The sequence below is a fragment of the Pseudomonas sp. FG-3G genome (assembly GCF_901007645.1).
GTDB lineage: Bacteria > Pseudomonadota > Gammaproteobacteria > Pseudomonadales > Pseudomonadaceae > Aquipseudomonas > Aquipseudomonas rhizophila.
In genome coordinates, this window is the sequence record NZ_CAAKGZ010000030.1 from 22,046 (window position 1) to 43,664 (window position 21,619).

The following is a 21,619-nucleotide window of genomic DNA, read 5'->3' on the forward strand; positions in this document are numbered from 1 at the left end:
GTTGGCTGTACCGACGCCATCGCGAGCAGGCTCGCTCCCACAAGAGATATCCAGTGGATCAAGTTTTGTATTCGGCAAAGATCCCCCTGTGGGAGCGAGCCTGCTCGCGATGGCGCGGGCTCATTCAACATTGAGGCAAGCTGACCCACCGCTTTCGCGAGCAAGCCCGCTCCCACAAGGAGTTTTGCGTTGGGCTCAGGTTTTGGGCGGCACCGGGTTCGCGTCGAACGTATGGGGCGGGGCGACTTGCAGGGTGGTGACGGAGCCTTGGGCGGAGAGTGAATACGTCACTTTGGAGATCAGCATGTCGCCGTCAAACCCCAGCACCGGGTCGATCACTCGCACCAGCGTGTTATGTCGCCACAAATCACCATTGGCCTGACGCCAGCCCTGCACGCGGTAGGTCGTGGTCAGGGCCTTGCCAGTGCGGATAGCGCTTTCCCAATCGGCTCGTTGCTGGGCCAGCTCGAAGGTCAATTGCGCGCTTTCGCTGATCACCGTGACCCGCTTGCGCTTGAAGCCCAGGTCGGTCGCGATGCCGGAAACTTCGCTCACCGCCGCCCCGCTCTGCTGATCACTGCCTTTGTGCTGGCCGATGACCCGGTATTCGGAGAACACCTGGCTGTAGTCCATCGGTGCATTGCCCGAGAGAATGTTTTTCCCCAGTTCCAGCACATCACTGGCTCGCCCGCCACTCCCGGGTTTGGCCAGCAACACGCGGCCTTCGGCATCGTCAGTGGAAAACACCCGGAACAACGTCAGCAGACGGTCGATGGATTGAAAGACCGTTTCCCCCGGCACGATGCTGTGTTCGCTCAACCGAGCGGTTTCAGGGATCTCACTGATCACTCCCACGCCATATTGCGAGGCCAGGGCCTGGACGATGCTCAGCACCGTTTGCCCGCGCCATTGGCTCGGGCGATTGATCGCCGCGCAGTCCACCAAGTCCTGGGTCCTGGAACCACCCTCGATGCTCAGGCTGATCTGGCGCCCGTCATAACTGACCGGGGCTTTGAACACGTAGCCGCTGAGCACCAGGTCGGCACCGATGCGCACCTGACATTCATCCCCAGGACGAATTGGCACCGACTGGGTCTGCCCTGGCCATTGCCAAGTGATGTCGAGTTTGAAGGTGCGGAACTGCCGCTCCAGGTCCGCACTGATTTCCACGCTTTTCCAGCCGCCGTAATCCAGCCCGCCGACGGTGAGCGAGACTGCGTTGTCGAGCTCGTTCATGGTTTATTCCCCCGAGACTTTCAGGTCGTTGGGCGGCAGGAAACCAGGGTGAGCCACGCCATTGCGCTGGGTCACTTCGGTGACCCGGGTAGCATCGGCAAATTGCTGATACGCCACCACCAACGCCGGCAGGCTTTGCTTGAACGACAGGTTGATCAGCCTTACGCCCGACGACGCTACCGCCGTCAGGTGCGCGGCCATCTGCTGACGCAAATTGTTCATTGCCTGGTAGTGATCCGGATCGGCCTTGAGCGAGGCTTGCCAGATGGCCTCGTTGAGGGCATCGCGCAGGGCCAGCACATCGTCGGCCACCGGCACGTCACGACGCTGGACCGGCTGCACCGCCTGCTGCGCCACCGATGGGGTGGCGCCCAACTTGACCGCCGGTGCGGCCACCGGCATCGCCGCAATCCATTGCGCGGCCTGCACCAGCAGCGTGTCCTGGACCAGATCGGCTACGGCCTGGGCCGCCGCCGTGGTGTCCTTGCCAGTGGTGAGTTTGGGGGCGTCCGCCTTGCGAATCGCCTCGACCTGTTGCGACACGCTGGCAATCACGCCGCGATAGCCGTCACGGGCAAAGTCCTTCAATTCCCGGATGTCCCCCAGCAACCCTTTGAACTCGGCCGCCACTTCCTTGGGCAGCTCCTTCACCGCCTTGACCAGATCGCTGAGTTGCCGATAAGTCTCGATCAACGGTTTGAGTTCCTGCTCGATGACGCCGTAGACATCCTTGAGGCTGTTGCGCAGGTCAGCGATGCCGATCCGCGCGGCTTTGATCAGCGTCATCGCGTCTTCGAAGCGCCGCACCGCCGCACCCAGGAAACTGTCAGCCGACACCAGCAACAGTTTCTGGCTGTTGATCGCGGCCGACGGGAATTGCAGCGGCTGGTCGGGGTAGAACTTCAGGGCGAAGGTCACCAGGCCACCGTCCTGGCGGGTGTGGGTCATGTCGCATTCACCGACCTTGACCTGCAGGCGCCCCAACCACGGATGCACCAGTTCGCCGCTGCCCTGCTCCAGGGCCTTGAGCAACTTGTCGCGCTGCTCCAGGCAATCGGGGCCGACGATGAACGCGGTCAGCTCATGAATCTTCGCTTGCTGACCGAGACCTTCGAAGAACGGCTGGTCACGCTGGGGATATTCATGCAACTGGCCCTTGTGGCCGACCGGGGTTTTCGCCTGATCGACCCAGAACCCGACACCACGAAACGACGCCGGCAACAAACGATCACGCCAGCTCATTGGAACCTCCTGTGGAAAGTGAGCGATAGCCGATGCGCGAACTCACCGCCAGGGCCGGTTGATTGGTCTGTGGTGGATCGGCGCGCAAACCGGCCGGCGCATTTTCGAAGCGCACGGTCAGGCCGCCTTCGAGCTGCGTACGATTGTTGGCGGCGCTTTGTTGCACCAGGGCGCTGGAGGTTTGCGGCAATGCGCCTGGCGTCAATGAGGTTTTCATCGGCAGGTTGCCGGACGCCGGCGCAAGACTGGAAGACAGGCCCGCTGGCGGCTCACTGGCCCCACCAAAAAACGCCGGCGCCAGCTCGCCCTTGCCTTCGGCATTGGTCTGGCGCTGCGCCTCGGTCAACCCTTCGACCTTGCCGGTGAACGAGGTGATAATTTCACCGAAGCCGCCGTTGAAGAACGCCTTGATCGGTGCAATCACGCCCTGCAGTTCGTCCCACCACTGGCTGAACCATTCACCCACCGGCCCCCACTGTCGGGTCAGGCCCTCGATGGGTGACCAGTCGAACAGGCCGCTGAACACCGCCAGCATGATCGATACCTGATTGCGAATGCCTTCCCAGATCCCGGCGAAGACTTCCCCAATCGTGCCCCAGTTGGCCATGATCAGCCCCAGCGGCGTCCAGTCGAACAGACCTTTCAGCGCGTCCATTACCGGCACAGTCAACGCCTTGAGCAGATCCCAGATCGCTGCGAACAACCCGGTCAGGGGCGCCCAGTTGCTGATGATCAAACCCAACGGTGACCAGGCGAACAGCGTCTGCATGAAACCGATGACTGGCGTTGCCGCCGCCACGATCACATTCCAGAGCGCGCCGAAAAAACTGCTGATCGGGCCCCAGTTGCTGATCACCAACCCCATCGGGGTGAAGGCGAACATCGTCTTGAAGAACTCGACCATCGGCAAGACGATCGGCGCTAGCTTCTGCCAGAGCCCGGCGAAGAACGCCGAAATCGGTGTCCAATGGGCGATGATCATTCCGGCCGCCAAGGCGATGCCCATGGCAATCAAGCCGATGGGGTTCATCTTCAAGGCCAGGTTGACCACTTCCAGCGCCTGGCTCGCACCACTGACCGCCGTTTGAATCGCATTGAACGCCACGACGCCAGTCGCCAGGCCCTGCACCAATTGCGGGTTATCCTGCAGCACCTGGGCCACACCCGTGACCATCGGCTGCAAGCTGGCTGCCGCCGCGTTGACCGCCGGCCCCAGGGCCGAACCGAACTGCACCGACACATTGCTGATGGAAGTCTTCAATCCATCCAGGCTTTGTGCCGCCACACGCGGCGCTTCAGGTGCCTTCAAGCTGCTGGCCGCCGCGTTCGCCGCGCCCACTTCACCTTTGAAAGCCTCTGCTGACGTGAGCCCCTCCATGAACGGTTTGGCCAGGCCGCCCTCGGGGAGCAGAGCGGAAATATCCAGGCTGCCAAGGCCCGTGGCATCGAGGTTCTGCTTGAAGCTGGCGACCTTCGCTCGAAGGCTGGCAAGCTTGGGCGACAGCTCATCGATGCCGGTCAGCAGCACTGCTTTTTTCTCTACCTTTTGTGTCTCTGCCATCACTGCACCTGCTGCATCGCATTGATCCGTTGCGCGTGCTCCAGGGACTCGCGGAGCACATCCAGTGGCCTGGCCATCATCTGTTCGGGGTCAACCTTCCAGAACCAGGCCAGGTCATAGGCGGCTGCGATCAGGTCGCCGATGGCTGCGACGCCGCACTCATGAAAAAACTCGCGACGGCCCAGCTCAATGCGTTGAGGTCAGCCAGGTCCAACTGGTTGACCGACGACGGCGGGATGCCGGCGCAGACCGCGATGTATTTGGCCGCGACGTCCATGTCCAGGCTCACCTCCTCGCTCTTGTCGATCTTGTACGGCAGCGCCTTGATCGCCCGGACCTCCTGCACCGTCGGACGGCGCAGGGTCAGTTCGCTCAGCGGCTCGCCGTGGGCCTCGATGGCCACGCGCAGCGTCACGACATCGCTCATTGCCAGGTCCCCTTGATGCCTTCGAATTTCAGTTCGATGGTGGCGTCGTCGCCCTTGGACACCGGCTCTTCCACCAGGTAGGCGCCGGCCAGTACGTAAACCTTGCCATTGTTGAATTCGCAGGTGACGGTCATGTCGGTGCCGGCGACCAGTTGCTTGAGCGGGAAGTCCGCGGTGTGCAGCGCCGTCACCTTGAAGGACGGGGCAATGTCGGTTTCCTTATAGAAACCCGGTACGACGGTTTCGCGTTTGGTGAACATCAGTGGCGCTTCGCAGCCGCCGTTGATGGTCAGTTGAGCGCCGTCCACTTTGACGTAGCAGGTGCCCGCAATCAGTTGACCCATGGTGTTTCTCCCTTCAAATAAAAAGCCCACACGAGGTGGGCGCAGTTCATACGTTCAAACGCGACTTTCAGGCGGCGTCGTCGTATTGCAGACGGAACTGGTTGAGCAGTGCGAACACCCGCAAACCATTGATGTAGTCCGGCGGGAACAGCACATTGACCCGGCTCGGGTCCTGACTGTCACGCTCGACAACCAGGTGCTCGGCGAACAGCTCGGCGTTTTCCACGTGGCCTTCCAGCTCCAGCTTGGCGTACTGGGCGATCAACTCGCCGCGAATGGTGCTCGGCGTCACGATGGGCTGGCCGGCGCCGAAACGGGTGCCGTCGGCAGCCAGTTTGTGGCGCCCATATTTGCTGGTGATCACACTTTGCAGGCGACGCACGATGAACGCCGACTGGTGCATGGTTTCGCTGTCCAGGTAGGAATTGTCAGCCTGGCCAAAAGCGTTCTTCTGATAGGTGGTGATCGAACGCTGGATGCGCACGTAGCCACCTTCGTAGTAGGCCGTGGCGATACCGTAGTTGAGCAGCGACTGACGCTCGGTCAGGGTGAAACGTTCGCTGGCCGGCGCCGGATCCAGGCCTGGCAGACTGCCGCTCTGGGTCGGACGGCTGGCGTCGGCGGAAATGAACACCGCAGTACGGGCGGCCAATGCAGCGGCCTGGACCCAGAACGGTTGCGGCACACCCAATTCCAGGGCCTGGATAGTCATGTGCTGGTCGTTGCGCGCCTGACCGGCCGCCACCAGGGTGCCGATGGTGCCGCGCTTGGCGCTGTAGACATGGCCGAACAACTGCTTGGCCCAGGACCAGCGACCAGTGCTGTCGTCCATGACCGCTTGCCAGGTGTTGAGACTTGCCACATCGGACCACGGCATCGCGATGAATTCGAACGGCTCGTCACCCAGCGCCGCGACGGCGGCGGTCTGGTCCGGTACACCGGCCCCACCGGTCATTGCCGTGATGGCGGTGGTCAGGCCGGCCGGGGTGTCTTCGTCATTACTCTTGCCCAGGCGATTGAATTGCAGGCTGATGTCGTTACCGCTGTCGCCGGTCCATTTGGCGCTCAGGGTCACAACACCCTCGGCAGCCGCAGCAATCACCGGCAGATCGGCCGCCGCGTTGATCTTCAAGGCCAGCGCAGTGGCGGCTTGAGCGGCCGTCGCTCCATTGACGATAGCCGCTTGAACACGCACGCCACCCACATACAGATTGAGCATGCCGCTTTGAGTGGCGGCGCCGGTCAGGGTCAGCACGCCCTGGGCAATGGCACCTTCGACGTTGTGCAGCGGCAGGCACCAGATCTCGCCCAGCGGGTCGGTCTTGCGCCAGGTTTCGTACATCGAGGCAAGCATCGAACCTTGACCGCCGATGTTTTTGGCCAGCGCAACGCTGGACACCAGCACCAGTTTACCGACCTCGGCCGGGGCCACGTTGTCGTTGACCTGGGCCACGATCAAACGGCGCATGGCCGACGACGCGCTATTGGCCGCCGAGTTGTCCATTTCGGCGTAGAACAGCGGAACACGAATGTCCGCGGGGATGTTGCTGAATCCGATCGCCATTATTTGGCTCCCTGTGGTTTTGCCGCTTTCACGGTTTTGGTAGTGATATCGCCATCGGCCAGACGTCGACGCCACCAGGCGCTGTCCGGTACTTCACGGCCCTCGAGGGGCAACAGATCGCCCGCTTCCGGGTCCGGTACGGCACGGCCCGGGGCCGGCAGCACGGTGATGCGTTTGCTCATGGGGTTACGTCTCCAGAGAAGGTCAGTTCCACGCGCCCATCAGGGCCGGGACGTTTCAGGTTGGGGTCCGCCGGGTCGATGGCATCGACCCGCACGGTGGCCCCGGTAAAGGACGACAAGCCGTCCAGTTCACGCTCGTGCCAGCTTTCGGCAGGCTGGCTCGCCAGATTGCGGCCCAGCTGGAACTCGGCGAAAAAGTGCAGCCGGTACAACACGCGGCTGCTGTTGATGGAAACCAGTTCACTGCCGTCGTACTCGATGCCGGTGTAGTCACCACCGGGCTTGAACCCCACCAGCGCCCGCCACAGTTCGGCGCGCAGGTCGTGCAACAGATCCAGCGCTTTTGTCGCATCGGTGGCGTCGAGCACCAGTACGGTGTCGAAACGGTCACGCACCGCTTGCAGCGTGGCGTTCTGGGCGGCGTTCTTGCTGGCAATGTCGGCGCTTGGCAGGACATAGGCGCAGGGGGTTTGCAGCGGCGTGTCGGCTTGCAACGTGACGAGGTCAAAACCTGCCGCCACGCGATTGCCGAGCGTCGGACATTGCCCACGCAGTTGCGTGAGGATCGGAGTGATCTTCATGGAGGTGCTCCAGTTGTATGGAAGGCGCAGTCAGAACTGTGGGAGCGAGCCTGCTCGCGATGGCGGTGTGTCAGGCAACATCAATGCTGGCTATGACGGCCTCATCGCGAGCAGGCTCGCTCCCACAGGGGAGTGGTGTTTAGGCCCTGGCATCCAGGCAGGTTGCATCAATCCTGCTGCGATAGCTTTTTTCCCGATCGCCGCTGGCGGTGACTTTGTCGATCGACCAGCGCCCGCGCATGAAGTCCGGCCAGGAGGCGTCCAACAGCACGATGCCTTCGGCACACAAACCTGGATTGCCCGGGCACTCGATCGCCACCTTGAGTGCTTCGCGCATCATCCGGCGTACCTCGCCTTCACCGGCGGCGCGAGCATCGTTGGCGCTTTGAAAGCGCTGGCGAAGGGTCTTGAACGGCGCGATGCCGCTCTCCTCGACCCGCATTTTTCCTGCCGCCGCATCCCACCAACTGGCCTTGCAGCCCTGGTATTTCGCCCGGGCGGTGTCATCCAGGACGGCGGAGATAAAGGCGTTGTCGCCCGGGCGGTTATTCGTCGTCACCGACAGTTTTGTCTCGGGCAGGACTTTGCCCGACAAAGACTTCGCCTGCCCCCGGCGCGCCAGCACATACAGCTCGTTGACCGGCTTGGCGACGGCGTCATAACGGTGAGCCAGTCGCGTCAGAAAACCCATGTCGGTTTCGTTGGACTGATCGATGTGCTCGATTTTTATCAGCGCCAGGTCCGGCGCCACACGCGGGGAAAACCCGTGTCTGGAGGTCAACTGACGAAACAGCGCGCCCAGGGTCGTCGGGCCATGACTGACGGATCGGCGCTGCTTGAAACCGGTCTGATCGGCCGCACTGAACGGCGCCGCCGTCGCGACAAGCGTCAGGCGCAGGGGAAACAGCGTCGGCGTGCGCCGGGTCACGACGAACTCGCCTTTATCCACCAGCCCCGACTCCAGATAACCGACCCGCAGGCCGATTTTCCCGCCCAGGCTGGGCAATCCTTCAAGCCCTTCCAGGCTGATGGTGAGCGTCAGTTGATCGGACTCAATCCCCGCCGCGTCGATGTGCGTCCAACTGAGCAAGCGTTCGTTGAGCAGCGCCGCGTTCGCACCGTAGATTTCCACCGCTGGCGTGAAACCCAGTGACATATTGCCTCCTTAATCCCAGGCCGAAACCGGTGTGGGTGCGACGGGTTGTAGATCCACTTCCGGCAGGACAATCCATACACCCGCCGGCAATACCGGCCCCCACTCGGCCAGCTTCGGATTGAGTCGCCAGAGCGCCTCTTCGGCGGCATCGTCACAACGCTCAAGCTCGCGGTACAGCAACAGATTCACCGAATCACCGGCGATACTTCGAACCCTACGCATTGGCGAACTCCGTCAATTCAATCACCCAGCCGACCACCATCGCGGTGCCGTCATCAATGACCTCGGTCTGGGTTTCCGACACCTTGTTGATCTGCCACAGCCCCCAGTTGCGGCCGATGCCGTCAACCAACGGCACCGGAGCGCGTCGGGCCTGTAATGCACGCAGCTCATCGAGTCGGTCCATGGCAGTGGCGTACATCGACTTGCCGGTGATCGTCAGCGCTTGCAGCCCTTGACCGACCTGACTGGATTTGGGTTTGCTGGTGAGGATGTCGATGCTTTTCCAACCGCCATCCGAGGTGCGGACCAAGGAGTGGTAGGCGAAGTTTCTGGACAGACCGAAAATGAAACTGCCCAGTGCCATTTGCTGACGCATCACGTACCTCCGTCAGTCAGCGCCGCGTCACTGCGCATGGCGAGTGAGTTGGGCATGGTTGTCAGGCCGAACTGGCCCGAGAGCTGTTGCACAACCAGGTTGGCCAACTGACTGGCGCTGGCCTGGTCCTGGCCGTTGATGTAGATGTTTGCGGTCATGGTGTTCTGATGAGTGGTTGTCGGGGTGCTGGTCAGGTCTTTGCTGACCTGCTCTGGAGCGGCGAGTCTGTCGGTGGGTGCGACGAGTTTTTCGCCCAGAGACGCCCCGGCATCGCTCCCCAACCAACCGCCCAGCAGTCCGCCGATCAGCCCACCAATGGCAGTGCCGATCACCGGAACGACGCTGCCCAAAGCGGCACCGGCCGCGGAACCTGCGGCAGCGCCTGCCCAGCCGCCACCTGCGGCTCCCAGGCCTGCGCCCATCATCCGTTTGTCGCCGGTGAGCACTCCCTCGGCTACATCAGCGACGGCGCCGACGACTTTCAACGGGCCGGGCGCCTCGCGAGTCATCGAGCGCAATGAGGCCGTTGGCGCGAGTGAAAAACGCCCTGCGCCTCCCTGTGAGCCTCGTGGCCTTCTCGTGGATTCGGGACGCTGGTTGGCATTGCTTGTATCCAGCTTGCCCACACGAGGATTTCTGAAATCTTCGGAGATCACCTCACCCAATCGGCCGGGAAGGTGCGGGGCGGCCCTACCCAGCACTCGCTTGGCCACCTGACTGGACATTTCATCCACTACGGCCTTGAGCAGCACACCCACCAGCGGTTTGATCGCTGCGGCAACAAGCACAATTGCAGCGGTGGCTTTAGGTGAGGATTCAGCCAATTCACTCATGCCATCGGCCAGCGAACCCAGCCACTGGGACGAGGTATCCGCCGAAGGCATCAGGGCATTTCCCGTAGCCACCGACAAACGCTCGCTACGGGCGTTGAGGATGTTCAGCTGGCCTTGTTGGGTTTTCGACAGCGCCAACGCGTCCTGCCGCACCGAGCCGTCGTTGCCCAATTGCGACGTGGCATATTGGCCTGGGTCTTTCACCTGCAAGAAGGCTGCGTTCACATCAGGCAGTTTCTGCGCCATGCGCAGCACCGCCTCATCGCCATTGCCGAAGAGCGTGCCGGCAAGGGCCGAGCGCTTGTCGGCCGGTTGCGCGTTCAAGGCCGCCAGCACCGTCATCACCGTGCCAGACGCCGTGTCCTGGTCACGCAAGCCGCTCGCCACCGCCGTGGGCGCCAGACCCAGCTGTTTCCAGGCCGTTTGCTCGGTGGCGGAGGCCTGGTCACCCTTGCCCAGGGCCGTCGTGAAACTATCCAGCGCCACCCCGGCTTCAGCTTGTTGGGTACCGGTATTGAGCAATGCCGCCGTCAACGCGGCGGCTTGTGCAGGGGCCAGGCCCGCCGTCGTCGCAGCGGCACCGTCATGCTGCAAGACCGCGCCAATCTCAGCCGCTTTCGCACCGTTGGGTAATTTGCCCAATTGGTTGGCGGCATCCGCCAAGTCAAAGGCTTGCGCGCCGCTGAGCTTCATGGAGATGCGCCAGTCGGCCAGCATTTCGGCGGCCTTCATGGCCGGCATCTCGAACGCCGCCGCGGTGACGCCAGCATCCGAGGCGAAGTTCGACAGGACCAACTGTCGCTCCGAGGCATCGTGCACATCGCTACCGATGCCTTTCCTGGCCGCCAGGCTTTGCATCCTCACCACGTCAACCGCCGTGGTGCCCCCGGCCGCCACCAGCGGTGCGGTGGCGATCTGCTGGGTTGACTCACCCACCTGTTGAATCTGGCGCGGCCCGAATTGGCTGGCCTTTTTCAGATCGGCCATGGCCGAATCCATCGCTATCGCCGGTTTGAGCAGCACCGGTGGTTCGATACCGCCACCCGACTTACCCTTAGGCTCACTGGCTGACTCACCCTTGGCGCCGGCGCCCATCGTTTGGGAGAACAATCGTTGCGCCGACAGTTTCACGGTCAGCGACTCAATCGCCGTGGTCAACAACCCGAGTTTGAGCCCGAGTTTTTCCAGCACCCGATCGAGGCTCGACAGCTGATCCCCGGCGAACGCACCTTGCGCTGCCACACCACTCGTGAGGCTGGTATTACCGAACGCCAGCCCGCTCTCATTGAAGGCTGCGTATTTGAGCGAATATTTATCGTCCGCCATCCGGCCCTACTCCTTTTTCACGCCAAGGCGAGTCATCGCGATGTCGTAACGACGTAATGCCTTGCCGACGTCCCACTCCAGAATTTCCGCTTCACTTACCGGGTAAATGAGCGGCACCACATCGAGGATCACTTCGATGTCGCGCTCCGAAAGAAGTCCGCCGGTTTGTTTAAAAAATCGTCGATGCGTACCTGAAGCTGTGTCCAGTCGGGCACGGTCAGCAGGTCCAGATCGGGAATCATCAGGCCGGTGCAATGGGCGGTGATGAACTCGGCGCGTTCCTTGGCCGTCTTCAGTTTTTTCATCGCCTTGGTCGCTCGCAGCACGGGCATTTCCAGGGTCAGCGAGGTCAGGCTGCGGCCAGCGACGTTGAGCGTTTGGAGCAGTTGCACCTGGTCGGGGTCGACTGCTGCGCCTTCCGTCGATTCCAGAAAGTGGGACGTCGGGCGAGTGGACATTTCGTGCACGTATTGCGCAATGCTCACGTAGTCCGGGCGCTTGAGCTGATCCAGCTCCTTGACCGACAGGCCAGTGGCCATTTTGGCCAGCTCGAAAAACTGATCGTCCTCATCGTCGCCGGCACGGGCCAGGGCATCTTTCTGTGCGGCGTAGTGCAGCGGCTTGAGCTGAAGCTGCTCGATTTGCGCCCCGTCATCACCGGTGATCGGCGACAGCAAGACGTGAACAGGAGGTGTCCAGGACATGAAATGAATTCCTTGGTCAATCATGGGAAGTTGCGCGGTGCCGGTCAGTGGAGGACGCAACCTGTGGGAGCGAGCCTGCTCGCGATGACGGCGGTACACCCAGCATCAAGGTGTCTGACACACCGCTATCGCGAGCAGGCTCGCTCCCACCGGATTGCGTTCAGTTGCCAGGCATTTGTTTAGGGCAACAACACCGCACGACGGGCGTCGCCGAGGATGTCGACGCCGTTGAGCACGAACTTCTGGGTGCGCACGTCGATGTCGATCACCGGGACACCATTTTCGAGACGGTTGTAGGTACGGCAGGCCAGCTCAAGTGTCGTGGTGGGTTTGTCGCCCATCTTCAGCTTGGCCTCTTCCAGGGATTTGAGCTTGCCGCCGACGGTGTGGTAGGTGAACCAGGTGTTGCCATCCTGATCCTGACCGGCTTCACGCACGTTCAGCAGAATGTCATCGCCTAGTTGCACACCCAGGGCGAGCATGATTTCCGGCCCGGCTCCTTGCAGTACGAGGGTAGCGTTCAGCACCTTGCCGCTCTTGGCCATTTCTTCGGCAATGAAGCGTCCACCGACCATCGCCTCCATGTCGAACTCGATCTTCGGCGGCGTGAACTCTTCCACCGTCGCCGACAACGGCAGGCCTTGCAGGGTGGCCGCGATGGCCTGTCTTACGCGGTTGGTAAACATTAGAGAACGTCCTCCAGGAACTGCTCGATGATTTCATCGCGGGCATTGAGTTGATAAATCATGTGTTCGTTCGGCGCGTAGCGGCCGTAGTCGATGACCACGTACCAGGTGCCGTTCTTGTACTTCTCGACGCTGTTCAATTCCGGGTGCAGGTACACGCTGCCGCCGGGGATGGTTTCGTCGGCGACCAGGGTTTGCAGCCAGTCGTTGATGCGCTTGACCTCCTGATCCATGAACGATTTGGTCAGGTTCTTGGCCATGGCCTTCTGGCCGGCTTTCACCAGCTTGCGACTGATGGCATCTTCCAGGCCGACGTAGCTGATGAACTTGCCAGTGACGGAGCGGTTACCCAGCAGCGAGAAGCCGCCGAGAATGGTCCGGGCGTAGTAGCAAACGCCGTAACGGTTGAGCAGATCGCCTTCGGTGGAGGTGTCGAGGATGTTGTATTCCACGGTGCGCGAGACGTCTTCGGCATAGGTCACCTGGTTGCCCGGGCTCTCCCATTGCTTGACCTTGGCCAGTGCGGCGATGGCCAGGCTCGACGGCGCCAGGAAGACGTTTTTCTTCGCCGCTTTCGAGTACACCGCCGGCATGTTGTGCACCACCAGGCAACGATCGAAACCGAGTTCCGCGCCGCCCAGTTCCTGGCTGTAGGTCACTTGATCAGCAACCGCAGCGTCCTTGCCGTCGAGCACCACACGCGCCTTGATACGCTTGCCGAACGAGGCGAACTCGCTCGCTACCGCCTTGGTGCCGGTGAAGCCTGGCGCGCCGATGATGGTCAGGTCTTCAGCGACCCCACTGAGCGCCGCCAGACCGAGTTTGCGCCCGGTCTCGGCCTCGATGCCGCCAATCACGTTGTTCTGCGTGTCGGCCGGTGTGGCACCCTCTTCGACGATGACCACGTAGACCGGCACCTTGACCACTTTGAGGATCTGGTAAACCGCCTGAAACAGCGTCCCCGCCTCAGCACCGGTCGGGTCCAACTGGGCCTGAGTGGTGAAGCTGTTGATGCGAAATGGGGTGTTTTTCGGAATCAACAGGTTGGCATTCGGCGCGGTGCCGACCAGCCCGATGACGTTGTCGCCCAGGCCACCCATGGCCTCGGGAGATTCAGTGGCATTGACGGTGATGCCGTTGTGCTCGAAGTTCAAAACCTCAGCCATGGTTATTCAGCCTTTTTGGTTGTGGCCTTTTTGGCCGGGGTGGATGCAGAAGCCGCTTCGGCGACCTCGGTTTTTTTCAACTGCAGACGACCAGCGCTATGCCAAGCGTTGGCCTCGACGTCGAGCAGGTCGAGTTCCTGCCCAACACTCGACCAATGGCCGCCGCCGGTGGGGAATGGGAGGAGCACGGTGTAGGTTTGGCGTAGTGCCATTTGGGGTTCTCCAGATACGAAAAAGCCCCGTGTGTGCGGGGCTGTTGTCAGGTTTTTGTGATGTTGCGGAAAAGAAAACGCCCCGTCGGTGCGGGGCGTTTTATTGGGGTTGGTCAGCGAGCCAAGGGGGTGCAATCGGCCGCGACTCAGTACTTGGGAAAGTAACTGTTTGCGGCCAATCCCGAAGTGCCTGCCGGTAGCCAAGTAGTTCAGAATATTGAGCGGCCGTAAGCGTGGTCTCGTGCTCAATGTCCTGTTCATCGCGGTGTCGTGTTACAAGCCATTCCGTGCTTTGCAATTCATAGTTACGCCATACCCGCTCGGTATCGACCTGCTCGGAAGTAGAAATTGCCGGTGGCGGAGAAAACTCGCCGTCCGTTAACGTCCAGTCCGGCCGAACATCCTCGGGACAAGCCCGCCACAACAGATCGGGGTGGAAGCGTTCCGTTGGATCAACGTCGGTAGTTTCGACTACCGTCCCGTTTTCGATTCTTGCCCACATGCTGATCACCACTGAATAATTACGTTGCCGGCGGCACCGGGGCCGCCGTTGTAGCCGAAGTACGCACCTGACCCACCGCCGCCAGGCCCCATACCCCCGTTACCTGGATATGGCCCTTGCGTGCATCGACCGCCGGGTCCGCCACCTGAGCCGCCCACAGTCCCATAGCTAACGTGCCCAACCCCAAGAGACGTATTGAAATCCCCACCAGTACCGACCCCGCCATTCCCAGGTCCATTCGCCAAACCCGCCGCCGCGTTGCCTATGCCACCAATCCCACCGGTTGCGGATAGATAGGTTCCAAACGACGATGTTGCGCCGGTTTCACCGATGCTTCCCTCCACGGTAGCGCCATCGCCACCAGCGCCTACAGTCACGGTAACGCTGGTTACGTTCGAGAGATCAACTAACTTTTGCGCCCAACCACCGCCACCACCGCCACCTGATCCTGCCCCGGAGACTCTTGCACGACCGCCGCCGCCCCCACCCCCAATTACCGTAACCCAGACCTTCTTAACCCCGGCTGGCACCGCCCAGGTAAACACCCCTGCGGCCTTGTAGGTCTGAGTCGCCTTGAAAGGGCCGTGTCGACTGGTTGTGATTTCCTCCCAGTCTTTCCACTGCCCATCCTCACGACGTGCACGGATCGCCATGCCAACCTCATCCCCCGACATTCCCGAGATCAGCGTTTGCGTCAGACGCTCGCCAACATTGGAAAGGCCAGAAACCTTGAGACCGTAACGTCTGGTAGGACTCCAACCAGGTGGGAGGTTGAGCTGGCCAGCCGCGGCTGTCAGGTAATCACCAGGCACTGTGTAGTCATTCAAATCCTGCGCTGTACCGACGATTGCCCGGCCGACCCCAAACGACCCTGTGCCAAGCATGGCGCCCGGAGTTAAATCGAGCGGGTTAGCCTGTTTTGGCGTGTTGCCGCTACTCCATATCTGCGTCCAGGGAGTCCAGACACCGTTAGCAGTACGCGTGCGCATGCAGGTGATCGGCAGAATGGCGTTCACCAATGAATCCCAAAATTGCGTAGCCATGTTGCTATTGCCGCGCTCCATGTGAAACACAGTACCGTTCGGGATTGCCCCCGTGCCTTGCGGCTCTGGATAAACTGGCTTGGTACCGGTTGTACTGGTGGTGACCATGTACACGCCAGTCAGCGAGAGAGTGTCGAGGTTCCCGGCATAGTTGAATGCGGTAGCACCCAAACCAAACTGAGCCATGATGGCCCGAACCGCCGCTGACGTAGCAATCTGGGAGCTGTTGTCGGTTCCCGCTACTGTCGGGGCCGTTGGTGTGCCCGACAAGGCCGGGGAATTAAGAGGCGCAAACCCCTGCGTCACATTCTGAAAACTCAACGCCGTAGTGCCCAGAACAATCCCACCATCCGTAACTAACTGCCAAATCGTATTAGCAAGCGTCGCCCCCTCTTCGACCGGAACACTCAATCCTGAAGTAACCTCGGCATTCGCATCAGCATCCTTTGCCCGAACCCAAGCGCCGTTCGCAGCAACGTAGATACCGTTGTCTTTCGCCAAGGTCTGGGATTTAACAAGCACCCGATTCCCGGCAACCACGGCAACACCGTCAATCGCCTGGGCACCACTCAAAACAATGTTAGCCGTCGTCGCCACCCGCACAGACTGCTTCCTGTCGAGCTTGGCCAGCTCATCAGCGACGTAGCTGGCAACCCAAGCCCGCGTCGCCTTGACCACCGTGTCATCAATCAGCAGCGTCACCAACTCAGCATTACTGGTCTCGAAAATAGACCGGATATAAAACTCTTTCCCCGAACCCGACGTCGCCAACACCGGCTTGAACGACTCCGGATATTTGACGATCGCATACAGAACCCCGGTATCGGTCCAGATCCCGGCCTCACGCACATACCAGCCGCCCACGTCGGGCGGGATGGTGACTTCAGCGAGCAACCAGCTCGGGTTTTTCTCATCCTGGAACAGCGCATTGAGTGGCCCGCGCCACACTTCGCGTTTGAGCGCCGTGGCGGTTGCGGCCGGGTTGTAAACTTCGCCGCCGCCGTCACCGACAGAAATCTGCGACAGCTTGATCGGTGTGCCCGCCGCCTTGCAGGCGGTTTCGTAGGCGATCCCCGCATCGGTGAGCAGGGTGTAGTAGTCGGCCATTTAGGACCCCTGTGGATAAATAGTGGAGGTTTCGACGGTGTAGAGCGCGGCGGCCTTGAAGGCCTGGCCCGAGGCTTCAAGCCCTTCGATGACAATCGGATAAACCGTGGTGAGTTCGCCGCACACCGTGGCGGCGCCGATGACGTGACGGCCGAACGCACTCAAGCCGACAGAGACCGTCAAGGTGTCGCGCTCGCTTTTGGCGTCGGCCAGACGGCGGTCGAGACGGGCGTCGATGGCTTCGCTGTAGGGCTGTTCGGTAAACGCCCTGACGTAAAAGCTGTAGGGCGGGCCGGGGGGCGTTTGCTCATGCCAAGCGCGCACCTCAGGCATCAGTTGCAAACCCTTGGCGGCGTTTTCCAGCGCCTTTCGCGTCCCGGCTTGCCGTGCGGTGGGCCAGGCCAGTTCAACCGTCAGGCGCTTTTCAGCTTCGGGCGCCGCAGAGCTCCACTCACTGACCCCGCGATCCGCCGCGAGATAGGGCAGGAACGCCAAAGGCGTGGCTGCCGGATTCATCAACTCGGGAAACGGCGGATCGATACGCTCCAGCAGCCGGGCGAAACCCAGATCGAGCGCCCTTTCCAGCGGCGAACTGTTGGCCGGCAGCAGGCTTGGGCGAGGTGTGTCGTCACTCATAACGTATCCACCTCGACCTCGACACCCGTGCAGTACGGAGCTTGAAAAGCCGTTGTCACAATCGGCTCGAGCGGTTCGAGAATCTGCAGCTGAACCGCCCCCGCGCTGTGCAGCGTGTAGTCGATCCAACTCGGGTCCACCCGGCCCTCCAAGTGATGACAGGCCTCGGCGTACGCCTGCAGCTGCTGTTGTGCCGCAACCTGGGTCAAACCCGAATCCGGGCCGGCATTGATCTTCGCCACGACGCGGATTTTGTAGGGTTTGATTTGCGCAGCCTGGACGATGACGTGATCCGTCTCCGGTCGCACATCAGGACGAGCGAAGTGCTGACGAACACCCTCAAGGAGTGTCTCGGACGGTGTGCCATCGCCCTCCCGGGACAGCACCGTGACCGTGACTTCGCCCGGCGCGGTGCGGCGTCCGTTGCCGTCCTTGACCTGCGCCGCATAGCCATCCGGGTTGAAGGTGTAGGTAACCGTCACGACACCGGCCGAGGCGTTTTCCACCTTCACGACGGGCCGTTCACCCAGGGTAAAAATCTCCCGCCGATACTGCATGCGCGAGCCGGCCGCCGGGGCATGGGGCGCAAGGTAATAGCGCAAGCGGGCGTCATCATCGCTCTCGTAAACCGGAGGGATGGGCGGGAATGCTGCCGGGTCGCCAGGATCGAGCAACTGGCGTTCGAGGCCCATGTCCGCGAGGCGGGCATCGAGGTTGGTCCCCGTGGCCCACCACGCCAGCATCTGCTTGATGCGGGCGTTGTATTTGCGTTCGTGGGTTTGCAGGCGGACGCAGAACGCCTCCAGGGCCAGGGTCAGCAATTCGCTTTCGTTTTCGAGGCTGTCCACCAGCTTCGCCGCGCTGGCGGGAGAGCGTGCGGCGACGTACTCGACCACGAAGGTCTTGAACTCTGCGAGCAAGTCTTCGAACGCTTCGACAGTGACGATTGCCGGTTCGGCCAATTGGTTCTGGCCGGGTATCAACATGCTCATGTCACCACCTCGAAAGTCTGTTTGCGGTTTTTCCAGGTGCCGGCGAAGCGCAACAACAAGCCGGCGCCGTGTCGGCTGGCAACAATGACCTGCGGCTCGAAGTCGCCGATGCCGTTGTCCGGGTTGTAGAACGCTTGGGCCGCGTGGCTCTGGGCAAGGATCAGCAGGTCATCGCCGAGGTTCTGCCCGAGCAATTGCGTGAGGGCGCAGCCATACAGAGGGCGCTTCTGGCGAGTGCCCAACGGCGTGGTCAATGCACGGGTGGCGCGCTGCACGAACTGCAGCCAGTCGTCGACCGTGGCGCCGGTATTTCGATCGATTCCAATCATGAGGAAATCTCTTATGCGGTACTGATGACGCGCCCCTGGTGATCCACCACCGGGCCGCTCAGGTGCACACCGGACGCGTCGAGCCGTATGCCGACGGCGCCCAGTTGCAATTCGATGGCCTGCGGCGTCATCGCCAGCCTCGCCGGGCCAATGCTTAAGTCGATGGACTCACGGGAACCGGTGAATGCCGTCGGGCCGTTTTGCCAGTGCAGGACATGGCTGGCGTGGTCGTAGCCGTTTTCCGTGCCGTCCTGATAGCGGCGTCGCGTCAGTGATGCCTGTGTGGAGACGGGCGGGAATTGACCGCCATTGAGGCCGAACAACGCAACCGACTGCCCACCGCTCTCACCGCCGCCATGGTTCAGCAGCAGGCACTGCTCGCCCACGGAGGGAATCCGCGACTCGCTCTGTTCGCCAGCGCTGGGATTGAAAAAACGGATCGCGGGGGTCAGCAATTCGCCATGGCTGACCTTGCAGGTGTTGCTGGCCGCGTCGACTTCCTGACAAACGCCGATGCGACAGAAACTGTCGGCGCGCCGATGCAGGTCTTCCAGCTCGGTTTCCATCTCGGCCAGACGCTCGATGAGCGGCCCCAGATGCATCCGTAATAGCGCATCAAACATGGGTCAGCCCTCAAGTGCGGTGTATTGAGCCGGGTCATCGATGTTCGAGACTTCCCAGGTCCGGGCAAATTTCGGGATGCCCAACGGGTCCTCCAGCAGCGTCGGGCCGAGGTACAGGGTTTGAGTGAAGGAAAGGGTCCAGGCGGTGTATGCCCGGGCTTCGTGGGTGAACGTGGATGCACGGCCATCGATCTCCGTGGGCAGATCACATTGATCGCCCGACAGCCCCCAGCGGTTATCCACCACCAGATGTTTCAGCTCACCGGCCAGATCGCACGCCTCCCATCCCGCAACGGCCATGACCACTTGCAGGGAAACCGTCAGGACATGGGCGATACGTCCGTCGTTGGCGCGGTTGCCTGACGCATCACGTTCGAGGGCAATCAGCACCCAGGGTTGGTCGTCGGTGCCATCGAACTCCTGGGGGCTGCCGATTTTCAAAGTGGGATAAGTGGCGCGTAGCGTCTGGGCAATGGCGAAGAACAGCTGCGACGGTTTTTCGAGGGCGGCAGGCATCAAGGTCTCCTGTTTTTTATGGCGGCACGAAGATCAGCAGCGAGGGATCAATGTTGGTCGGAACGGGAATCACGCGGCGGCAGCTCACTGACGCCCATCCGCTTGGCGGCCCAGCGTTCGTAAAGCCCGATGGCCACGTCCGCCCCGGCCATCGCCGTCAGGCAACCGAAGGCTCCTGCGGCCCAGATCGACAGGCCCATGGCGTACAACAGCATGATCGCCGAGACGCCGCAGACCATGCAGGCGCCGGAACGCAGGGCCAGGCGACGCAGTAGCGACCAGCCGCGGGCGCCCTCTTTGTCGGCACGCCACATCTCGCCGGTCACGCCGCCCACCAGGGCGAGCACGATGACCAGCCAGATCGGCATGTCCAGCAACGCTTGTTGCTCGTTTGTCATGTCACGCCTCCTGGGGTGATGGATGAGAAATGTGTGTTGGGTTCAAACGATGTCTCTTGAGGTAGGCATTCCAAAAAGCCCGGGGTGAACCGGGCTTTTCAGTAATGCGGTCCTTCGCCTTCCCTGGCCGATGGCCAGAAGGAAGTTGATCTTTCGGCGCGACTGGCGCGGTACGGATCCATTCATATTGTTTTTCCGACCGCGGTCCCTGCCCGCCGGATAACTGCTTCTGGTGCTTTACGCTGCACACCCGGGTCAGTTGCCAACCCTCTGAACCGTTAAGGCCGGTTCATCGCTGCCTGTTGGTGGAACTAAAGAGCTTCGTTGCCAGCCGCTTTGTCGAGCGGCTTGGACACAGAATATGCATGGATGCATATACAGTCAATGCGTAAATGCATTTATTTATGCGCGGCGAATGCATAGACGCATAAAGCCCAGCAAACACAGGGGTCAGGGGATTTTCACAGGCGTAAAAAAACCCGCACGATGGCGGGTTTTATCTGACAGCGGAGGGGTTAACGGGCGTACATTCCCCACCAGAAGACGTGGCCGAGGATGACGATTTGCTCATCCTGCATGTCCTGGAAGGTGTAGTCCTCATCTGGATGCTCGTCGCGGTTGAAGCTGCGCAGGCGGATGCCGGTGGGCAGGCGGTAAAGCTGCTTCACCCGCAGTTGACCGTTGTGGTTGATGGCATAGAGATCGCCGTCGACGATGTCGCCGATCCCGCATTTGCCTGCGTTCACCCCGACCGTGGCGCCATCGCGCAGCACTGGCAACATGCTGTTGCCGCGTACCGTCACGCATTTGGCCTGGTCGAACTGCACGCCGTTATGACGCAGGCTGCGCTTGCCAAAGCGCAGACTTGAGCGCTCGCTTTCCTCGATGACGAATCTTCCTGATCCAGCAGCCAATTCAACCTCACGCAGAAAAGGGACCGACACCTCGTCTTCTTCGACGGGGGTGTCGTCATCCCACAGGCTTATGTCCTTGAGTTCGGAATGCGGCTCGTCGCGGCGCGGATGGCCGGCAGACGCAATGTCCGCGCGCCCGCGCAACTGATCGGTACTCACGGCAAAGTATTCGGCGATCTTCGAGATGTGTTTATCCGAAGGGTCGACAATCTTGCCGCTGAGAATCCGCGACAGGGTTGACTGAGGCACGCCGGTACGACGGTGAAGCTCCGTGGGGGAGATCCCGTGCTGATCGAGCAATGCTCTTAATACGGAAGAAACGTTGCGTTTTTGCATAGCGCGCATGATGCGGGTTCTTTTTGCAGAAGACAAATGCTGTTTTGCATAAGTATGCATATCGATGATGAAGTGTTTCCGTCCAACATCAATGCAAGCTGAACCACCGCTATCGCGAGCAAGCTCGCTCCCACAGGGGATTTGGGGTGTATGCGAGTTCTGTGAACGACTCGGTAAAACTGTGGGAGCGAGCCTGCTCGCGATGACGGCGGAACATTCAACACCGATGCAGACGGCCCTAACGCGCTGGGCTGGTGTCAGCTATTGTCAGCGCTTGGAAACCCCCTACAACCTCGTGGGAAACCGCCCGATCTGCGTCCTTCAAATTTGCGAGGCCGGGCTACGTCGCCTTGCGCCTCTGCCTACAACTGCGCCAGAATCCGCCGGCTTGTCCACCTTGGATCC

The 21,619-nt window shown here is 61.3% G+C and carries 25 protein-coding genes; all 25 read right to left on the bottom strand.

Annotated elements, in window-relative coordinates; genetic code table 11:
• Nucleotides 1–195 precede the first annotated feature (195 nt).
• Complete coding sequence (locus PSEUDOMOFG3G_RS20860) at nucleotides 196–1,236, bottom strand: phage baseplate assembly protein (protein ID WP_107321591.1); 1,041 nt, start codon at nucleotides 1,234–1,236, stop codon at nucleotides 196–198.
• Between the two features lie 3 nt (nucleotides 1,237–1,239).
• Nucleotides 1,240–2,478 (bottom strand): DNA circularization protein, encoded by a 1,239-nt coding sequence (locus PSEUDOMOFG3G_RS20865; protein ID WP_076386137.1) that lies wholly within the window; start codon nucleotides 2,476–2,478, stop codon nucleotides 1,240–1,242.
• Nucleotides 2,465–4,039, bottom strand: a complete 1,575-nt coding sequence (locus tag PSEUDOMOFG3G_RS20870; protein WP_139051034.1) for a phage tail protein — start codon at nucleotides 4,037–4,039, stop codon at nucleotides 2,465–2,467. Before PSEUDOMOFG3G_RS20870 ends, PSEUDOMOFG3G_RS20865 begins: the two co-directional genes overlap by 14 nt.
• Before the next feature lie 130 nt (nucleotides 4,040–4,169).
• On the bottom strand, nucleotides 4,170–4,466 hold the full coding sequence (locus PSEUDOMOFG3G_RS20875) for a phage tail assembly protein (protein WP_047230006.1): 297 nt from the start codon (nucleotides 4,464–4,466) through the stop codon (nucleotides 4,170–4,172).
• Nucleotides 4,463–4,810 carry a phage tail tube protein gene (locus tag PSEUDOMOFG3G_RS20880; RefSeq protein ID WP_003198314.1) on the bottom strand — a complete coding sequence of 116 codons (348 nt, stop codon included), beginning with the start codon at nucleotides 4,808–4,810 and terminating at the stop codon, nucleotides 4,463–4,465. Before PSEUDOMOFG3G_RS20880 ends, PSEUDOMOFG3G_RS20875 begins: the two co-directional genes overlap by 4 nt.
• 67 nt (nucleotides 4,811–4,877) lie before the next feature.
• Nucleotides 4,878–6,374, bottom strand: coding sequence for a phage tail sheath subtilisin-like domain-containing protein (locus PSEUDOMOFG3G_RS20885; RefSeq protein WP_139051035.1), 1,497 nt, complete (start codon nucleotides 6,372–6,374; stop codon nucleotides 4,878–4,880).
• The gene (locus PSEUDOMOFG3G_RS20890; RefSeq protein WP_047230004.1) at nucleotides 6,374–6,556 is read right to left on the bottom strand and encodes a DUF2635 domain-containing protein; all 183 of its coding nucleotides are present in this window, start codon (nucleotides 6,554–6,556) and stop codon (nucleotides 6,374–6,376) included. Before PSEUDOMOFG3G_RS20890 ends, PSEUDOMOFG3G_RS20885 begins: the two co-directional genes overlap by 1 nt.
• Nucleotides 6,553–7,137, bottom strand: a complete 585-nt coding sequence (locus tag PSEUDOMOFG3G_RS20895) for a hypothetical protein (protein ID WP_139051036.1) — start codon at nucleotides 7,135–7,137, stop codon at nucleotides 6,553–6,555. The genes PSEUDOMOFG3G_RS20890 and PSEUDOMOFG3G_RS20895 overlap by 4 nt, the downstream gene beginning before the upstream one ends.
• A gap of 139 nt (nucleotides 7,138–7,276) precedes the next feature.
• Complete coding sequence (locus PSEUDOMOFG3G_RS20900; protein WP_076386145.1) at nucleotides 7,277–8,293, bottom strand: contractile injection system protein, VgrG/Pvc8 family; 1,017 nt, start codon at nucleotides 8,291–8,293, stop codon at nucleotides 7,277–7,279.
• Nucleotides 8,294–8,302: 9 nt separating this feature from the next.
• Complete coding sequence (locus tag PSEUDOMOFG3G_RS20905) at nucleotides 8,303–8,515, bottom strand: tail protein X (protein ID WP_047230001.1); 213 nt, start codon at nucleotides 8,513–8,515, stop codon at nucleotides 8,303–8,305.
• Entirely contained in the window at nucleotides 8,508–8,891 is a 384-nt protein-coding gene (locus PSEUDOMOFG3G_RS20910) for a phage tail protein (protein WP_076386147.1), read from the bottom strand. Before PSEUDOMOFG3G_RS20910 ends, PSEUDOMOFG3G_RS20905 begins: the two co-directional genes overlap by 8 nt.
• The gene (locus PSEUDOMOFG3G_RS20915) at nucleotides 8,891–11,050 is read right to left on the bottom strand and encodes a phage tail tape measure protein (protein ID WP_139051037.1); all 2,160 of its coding nucleotides are present in this window, start codon (nucleotides 11,048–11,050) and stop codon (nucleotides 8,891–8,893) included. The genes PSEUDOMOFG3G_RS20910 and PSEUDOMOFG3G_RS20915 overlap by 1 nt, the downstream gene beginning before the upstream one ends.
• A gap of 128 nt (nucleotides 11,051–11,178) precedes the next feature.
• On the bottom strand, nucleotides 11,179–11,754 hold the full coding sequence (locus tag PSEUDOMOFG3G_RS20920) for a phage tail assembly protein (protein ID WP_139051038.1): 576 nt from the start codon (nucleotides 11,752–11,754) through the stop codon (nucleotides 11,179–11,181).
• Nucleotides 11,755–11,933: 179 nt separating this feature from the next.
• The gene (locus PSEUDOMOFG3G_RS20925) at nucleotides 11,934–12,440 is read right to left on the bottom strand and encodes a phage major tail tube protein (protein ID WP_076386151.1); all 507 of its coding nucleotides are present in this window, start codon (nucleotides 12,438–12,440) and stop codon (nucleotides 11,934–11,936) included.
• Nucleotides 12,440–13,606: a phage tail protein gene (locus PSEUDOMOFG3G_RS20930; RefSeq protein WP_139051039.1), complete on the bottom strand. Its 1,167-nt coding sequence runs from the start codon at nucleotides 13,604–13,606 to the stop codon at nucleotides 12,440–12,442. The genes PSEUDOMOFG3G_RS20925 and PSEUDOMOFG3G_RS20930 overlap by 1 nt, the downstream gene beginning before the upstream one ends.
• 2 nt (nucleotides 13,607–13,608) lie before the next feature.
• Nucleotides 13,609–13,818 (bottom strand): hypothetical protein, encoded by a 210-nt coding sequence (locus PSEUDOMOFG3G_RS20935; protein ID WP_139051040.1) that lies wholly within the window; start codon nucleotides 13,816–13,818, stop codon nucleotides 13,609–13,611.
• A 100-nt stretch (nucleotides 13,819–13,918) separates the two neighbouring features.
• Nucleotides 13,919–14,320, bottom strand: a complete 402-nt coding sequence (locus tag PSEUDOMOFG3G_RS20940) for a phage tail assembly chaperone (RefSeq protein ID WP_139051041.1) — start codon at nucleotides 14,318–14,320, stop codon at nucleotides 13,919–13,921.
• A gap of 5 nt (nucleotides 14,321–14,325) precedes the next feature.
• Nucleotides 14,326–16,470: a phage tail protein gene (locus tag PSEUDOMOFG3G_RS28160; RefSeq protein WP_223194409.1), complete on the bottom strand. Its 2,145-nt coding sequence runs from the start codon at nucleotides 16,468–16,470 to the stop codon at nucleotides 14,326–14,328.
• Nucleotides 16,471–17,106, bottom strand: coding sequence for a phage tail protein I (locus PSEUDOMOFG3G_RS20950; protein WP_139051042.1), 636 nt, complete (start codon nucleotides 17,104–17,106; stop codon nucleotides 16,471–16,473).
• A complete protein-coding gene (locus PSEUDOMOFG3G_RS20955) occupies nucleotides 17,103–18,098 on the bottom strand; it encodes a baseplate J/gp47 family protein (RefSeq protein WP_139051043.1) in 996 nt (331 codons plus the stop codon). The genes PSEUDOMOFG3G_RS20950 and PSEUDOMOFG3G_RS20955 overlap by 4 nt, the downstream gene beginning before the upstream one ends.
• Nucleotides 18,095–18,427 (bottom strand): phage baseplate protein, encoded by a 333-nt coding sequence (locus PSEUDOMOFG3G_RS20960; RefSeq protein WP_047229990.1) that lies wholly within the window; start codon nucleotides 18,425–18,427, stop codon nucleotides 18,095–18,097. Before PSEUDOMOFG3G_RS20960 ends, PSEUDOMOFG3G_RS20955 begins: the two co-directional genes overlap by 4 nt.
• Nucleotides 18,428–18,438: 11 nt before the next feature.
• A complete protein-coding gene (locus tag PSEUDOMOFG3G_RS20965; RefSeq protein ID WP_076386163.1) occupies nucleotides 18,439–19,050 on the bottom strand; it encodes a phage baseplate assembly protein V in 612 nt (203 codons plus the stop codon).
• Between the two features lie 3 nt (nucleotides 19,051–19,053).
• Entirely contained in the window at nucleotides 19,054–19,566 is a 513-nt protein-coding gene (locus PSEUDOMOFG3G_RS20970) for a hypothetical protein (protein WP_139051044.1), read from the bottom strand.
• Nucleotides 19,567–19,613: 47 nt separating this feature from the next.
• Nucleotides 19,614–19,964 carry a phage holin family protein gene (locus PSEUDOMOFG3G_RS20975; RefSeq protein ID WP_047229987.1) on the bottom strand — a complete coding sequence of 117 codons (351 nt, stop codon included), beginning with the start codon at nucleotides 19,962–19,964 and terminating at the stop codon, nucleotides 19,614–19,616.
• 515 nt (nucleotides 19,965–20,479) lie between these two features.
• Nucleotides 20,480–21,214 carry an XRE family transcriptional regulator gene (locus tag PSEUDOMOFG3G_RS20980; protein ID WP_139051067.1) on the bottom strand — a complete coding sequence of 245 codons (735 nt, stop codon included), beginning with the start codon at nucleotides 21,212–21,214 and terminating at the stop codon, nucleotides 20,480–20,482.
• Nucleotides 21,215–21,619: the final 405 nt, after the last annotated feature.

Bases quoted from the DNA above. Each gene is read 5' to 3' on its own strand.
- PSEUDOMOFG3G_RS20965 (WP_076386163.1), bottom strand. From the start codon at position 19,050: ATGTTTGATGCGCTATTACGGATGCATCTGGGGCCGCTCATCGAGCGT.
- PSEUDOMOFG3G_RS20970 (WP_139051044.1), bottom strand. From the start codon at position 19,566: ATGCCTGCCGCCCTCGAAAAACCGTCGCAGCTGTTCTTCGCCATTGCC.
- PSEUDOMOFG3G_RS20930 (WP_139051039.1), bottom strand. From the start codon at position 13,606: ATGGCTGAGGTTTTGAACTTCGAGCACAACGGCATCACCGTCAATGCC.
- PSEUDOMOFG3G_RS20880 (WP_003198314.1), bottom strand. From the start codon at position 4,810: ATGGGTCAACTGATTGCGGGCACCTGCTACGTCAAAGTGGACGGCGCT.
- PSEUDOMOFG3G_RS20895 (WP_139051036.1), bottom strand. From the start codon at position 7,137: ATGAAGATCACTCCGATCCTCACGCAACTGCGTGGGCAATGTCCGACG.
- PSEUDOMOFG3G_RS20940 (WP_139051041.1), bottom strand. From the start codon at position 14,320: ATGTGGGCAAGAATCGAAAACGGGACGGTAGTCGAAACTACCGACGTT.
- PSEUDOMOFG3G_RS20955 (WP_139051043.1), bottom strand. From the start codon at position 18,098: ATGAGCATGTTGATACCCGGCCAGAACCAATTGGCCGAACCGGCAATC.
- PSEUDOMOFG3G_RS20860 (WP_107321591.1), bottom strand. From the start codon at position 1,236: ATGAACGAGCTCGACAACGCAGTCTCGCTCACCGTCGGCGGGCTGGAT.
- PSEUDOMOFG3G_RS20935 (WP_139051040.1), bottom strand. From the start codon at position 13,818: ATGGCACTACGCCAAACCTACACCGTGCTCCTCCCATTCCCCACCGGC.
- PSEUDOMOFG3G_RS20980 (WP_139051067.1), bottom strand. From the start codon at position 21,214: ATGCAAAAACGCAACGTTTCTTCCGTATTAAGAGCATTGCTCGATCAG.
- PSEUDOMOFG3G_RS20950 (WP_139051042.1), bottom strand. From the start codon at position 17,106: ATGAGTGACGACACACCTCGCCCAAGCCTGCTGCCGGCCAACAGTTCG.
- PSEUDOMOFG3G_RS20915 (WP_139051037.1), bottom strand. From the start codon at position 11,050: ATGGCGGACGATAAATATTCGCTCAAATACGCAGCCTTCAATGAGAGC.
- PSEUDOMOFG3G_RS20925 (WP_076386151.1), bottom strand. From the start codon at position 12,440: ATGTTTACCAACCGCGTAAGACAGGCCATCGCGGCCACCCTGCAAGGC.
- PSEUDOMOFG3G_RS20975 (WP_047229987.1), bottom strand. From the start codon at position 19,964: ATGACAAACGAGCAACAAGCGTTGCTGGACATGCCGATCTGGCTGGTC.
- PSEUDOMOFG3G_RS20870 (WP_139051034.1), bottom strand. From the start codon at position 4,039: ATGGCAGAGACACAAAAGGTAGAGAAAAAAGCAGTGCTGCTGACCGGC.
- PSEUDOMOFG3G_RS20865 (WP_076386137.1), bottom strand. From the start codon at position 2,478: ATGAGCTGGCGTGATCGTTTGTTGCCGGCGTCGTTTCGTGGTGTCGGG.
- PSEUDOMOFG3G_RS20920 (WP_139051038.1), bottom strand. From the start codon at position 11,754: ATGTCCTGGACACCTCCTGTTCACGTCTTGCTGTCGCCGATCACCGGT.
- PSEUDOMOFG3G_RS20905 (WP_047230001.1), bottom strand. From the start codon at position 8,515: ATGCGTAGGGTTCGAAGTATCGCCGGTGATTCGGTGAATCTGTTGCTG.
- PSEUDOMOFG3G_RS20910 (WP_076386147.1), bottom strand. From the start codon at position 8,891: ATGCGTCAGCAAATGGCACTGGGCAGTTTCATTTTCGGTCTGTCCAGA.
- PSEUDOMOFG3G_RS28160 (WP_223194409.1), bottom strand. From the start codon at position 16,470: ATGGCCGACTACTACACCCTGCTCACCGATGCGGGGATCGCCTACGAA.
- PSEUDOMOFG3G_RS20890 (WP_047230004.1), bottom strand. From the start codon at position 6,556: ATGAGCAAACGCATCACCGTGCTGCCGGCCCCGGGCCGTGCCGTACCG.
- PSEUDOMOFG3G_RS20875 (WP_047230006.1), bottom strand. From the start codon at position 4,466: ATGAGCGATGTCGTGACGCTGCGCGTGGCCATCGAGGCCCACGGCGAG.
- PSEUDOMOFG3G_RS20960 (WP_047229990.1), bottom strand. From the start codon at position 18,427: ATGATTGGAATCGATCGAAATACCGGCGCCACGGTCGACGACTGGCTG.
- PSEUDOMOFG3G_RS20900 (WP_076386145.1), bottom strand. From the start codon at position 8,293: ATGTCACTGGGTTTCACGCCAGCGGTGGAAATCTACGGTGCGAACGCG.
- PSEUDOMOFG3G_RS20885 (WP_139051035.1), bottom strand. From the start codon at position 6,374: ATGGCGATCGGATTCAGCAACATCCCCGCGGACATTCGTGTTCCGCTG.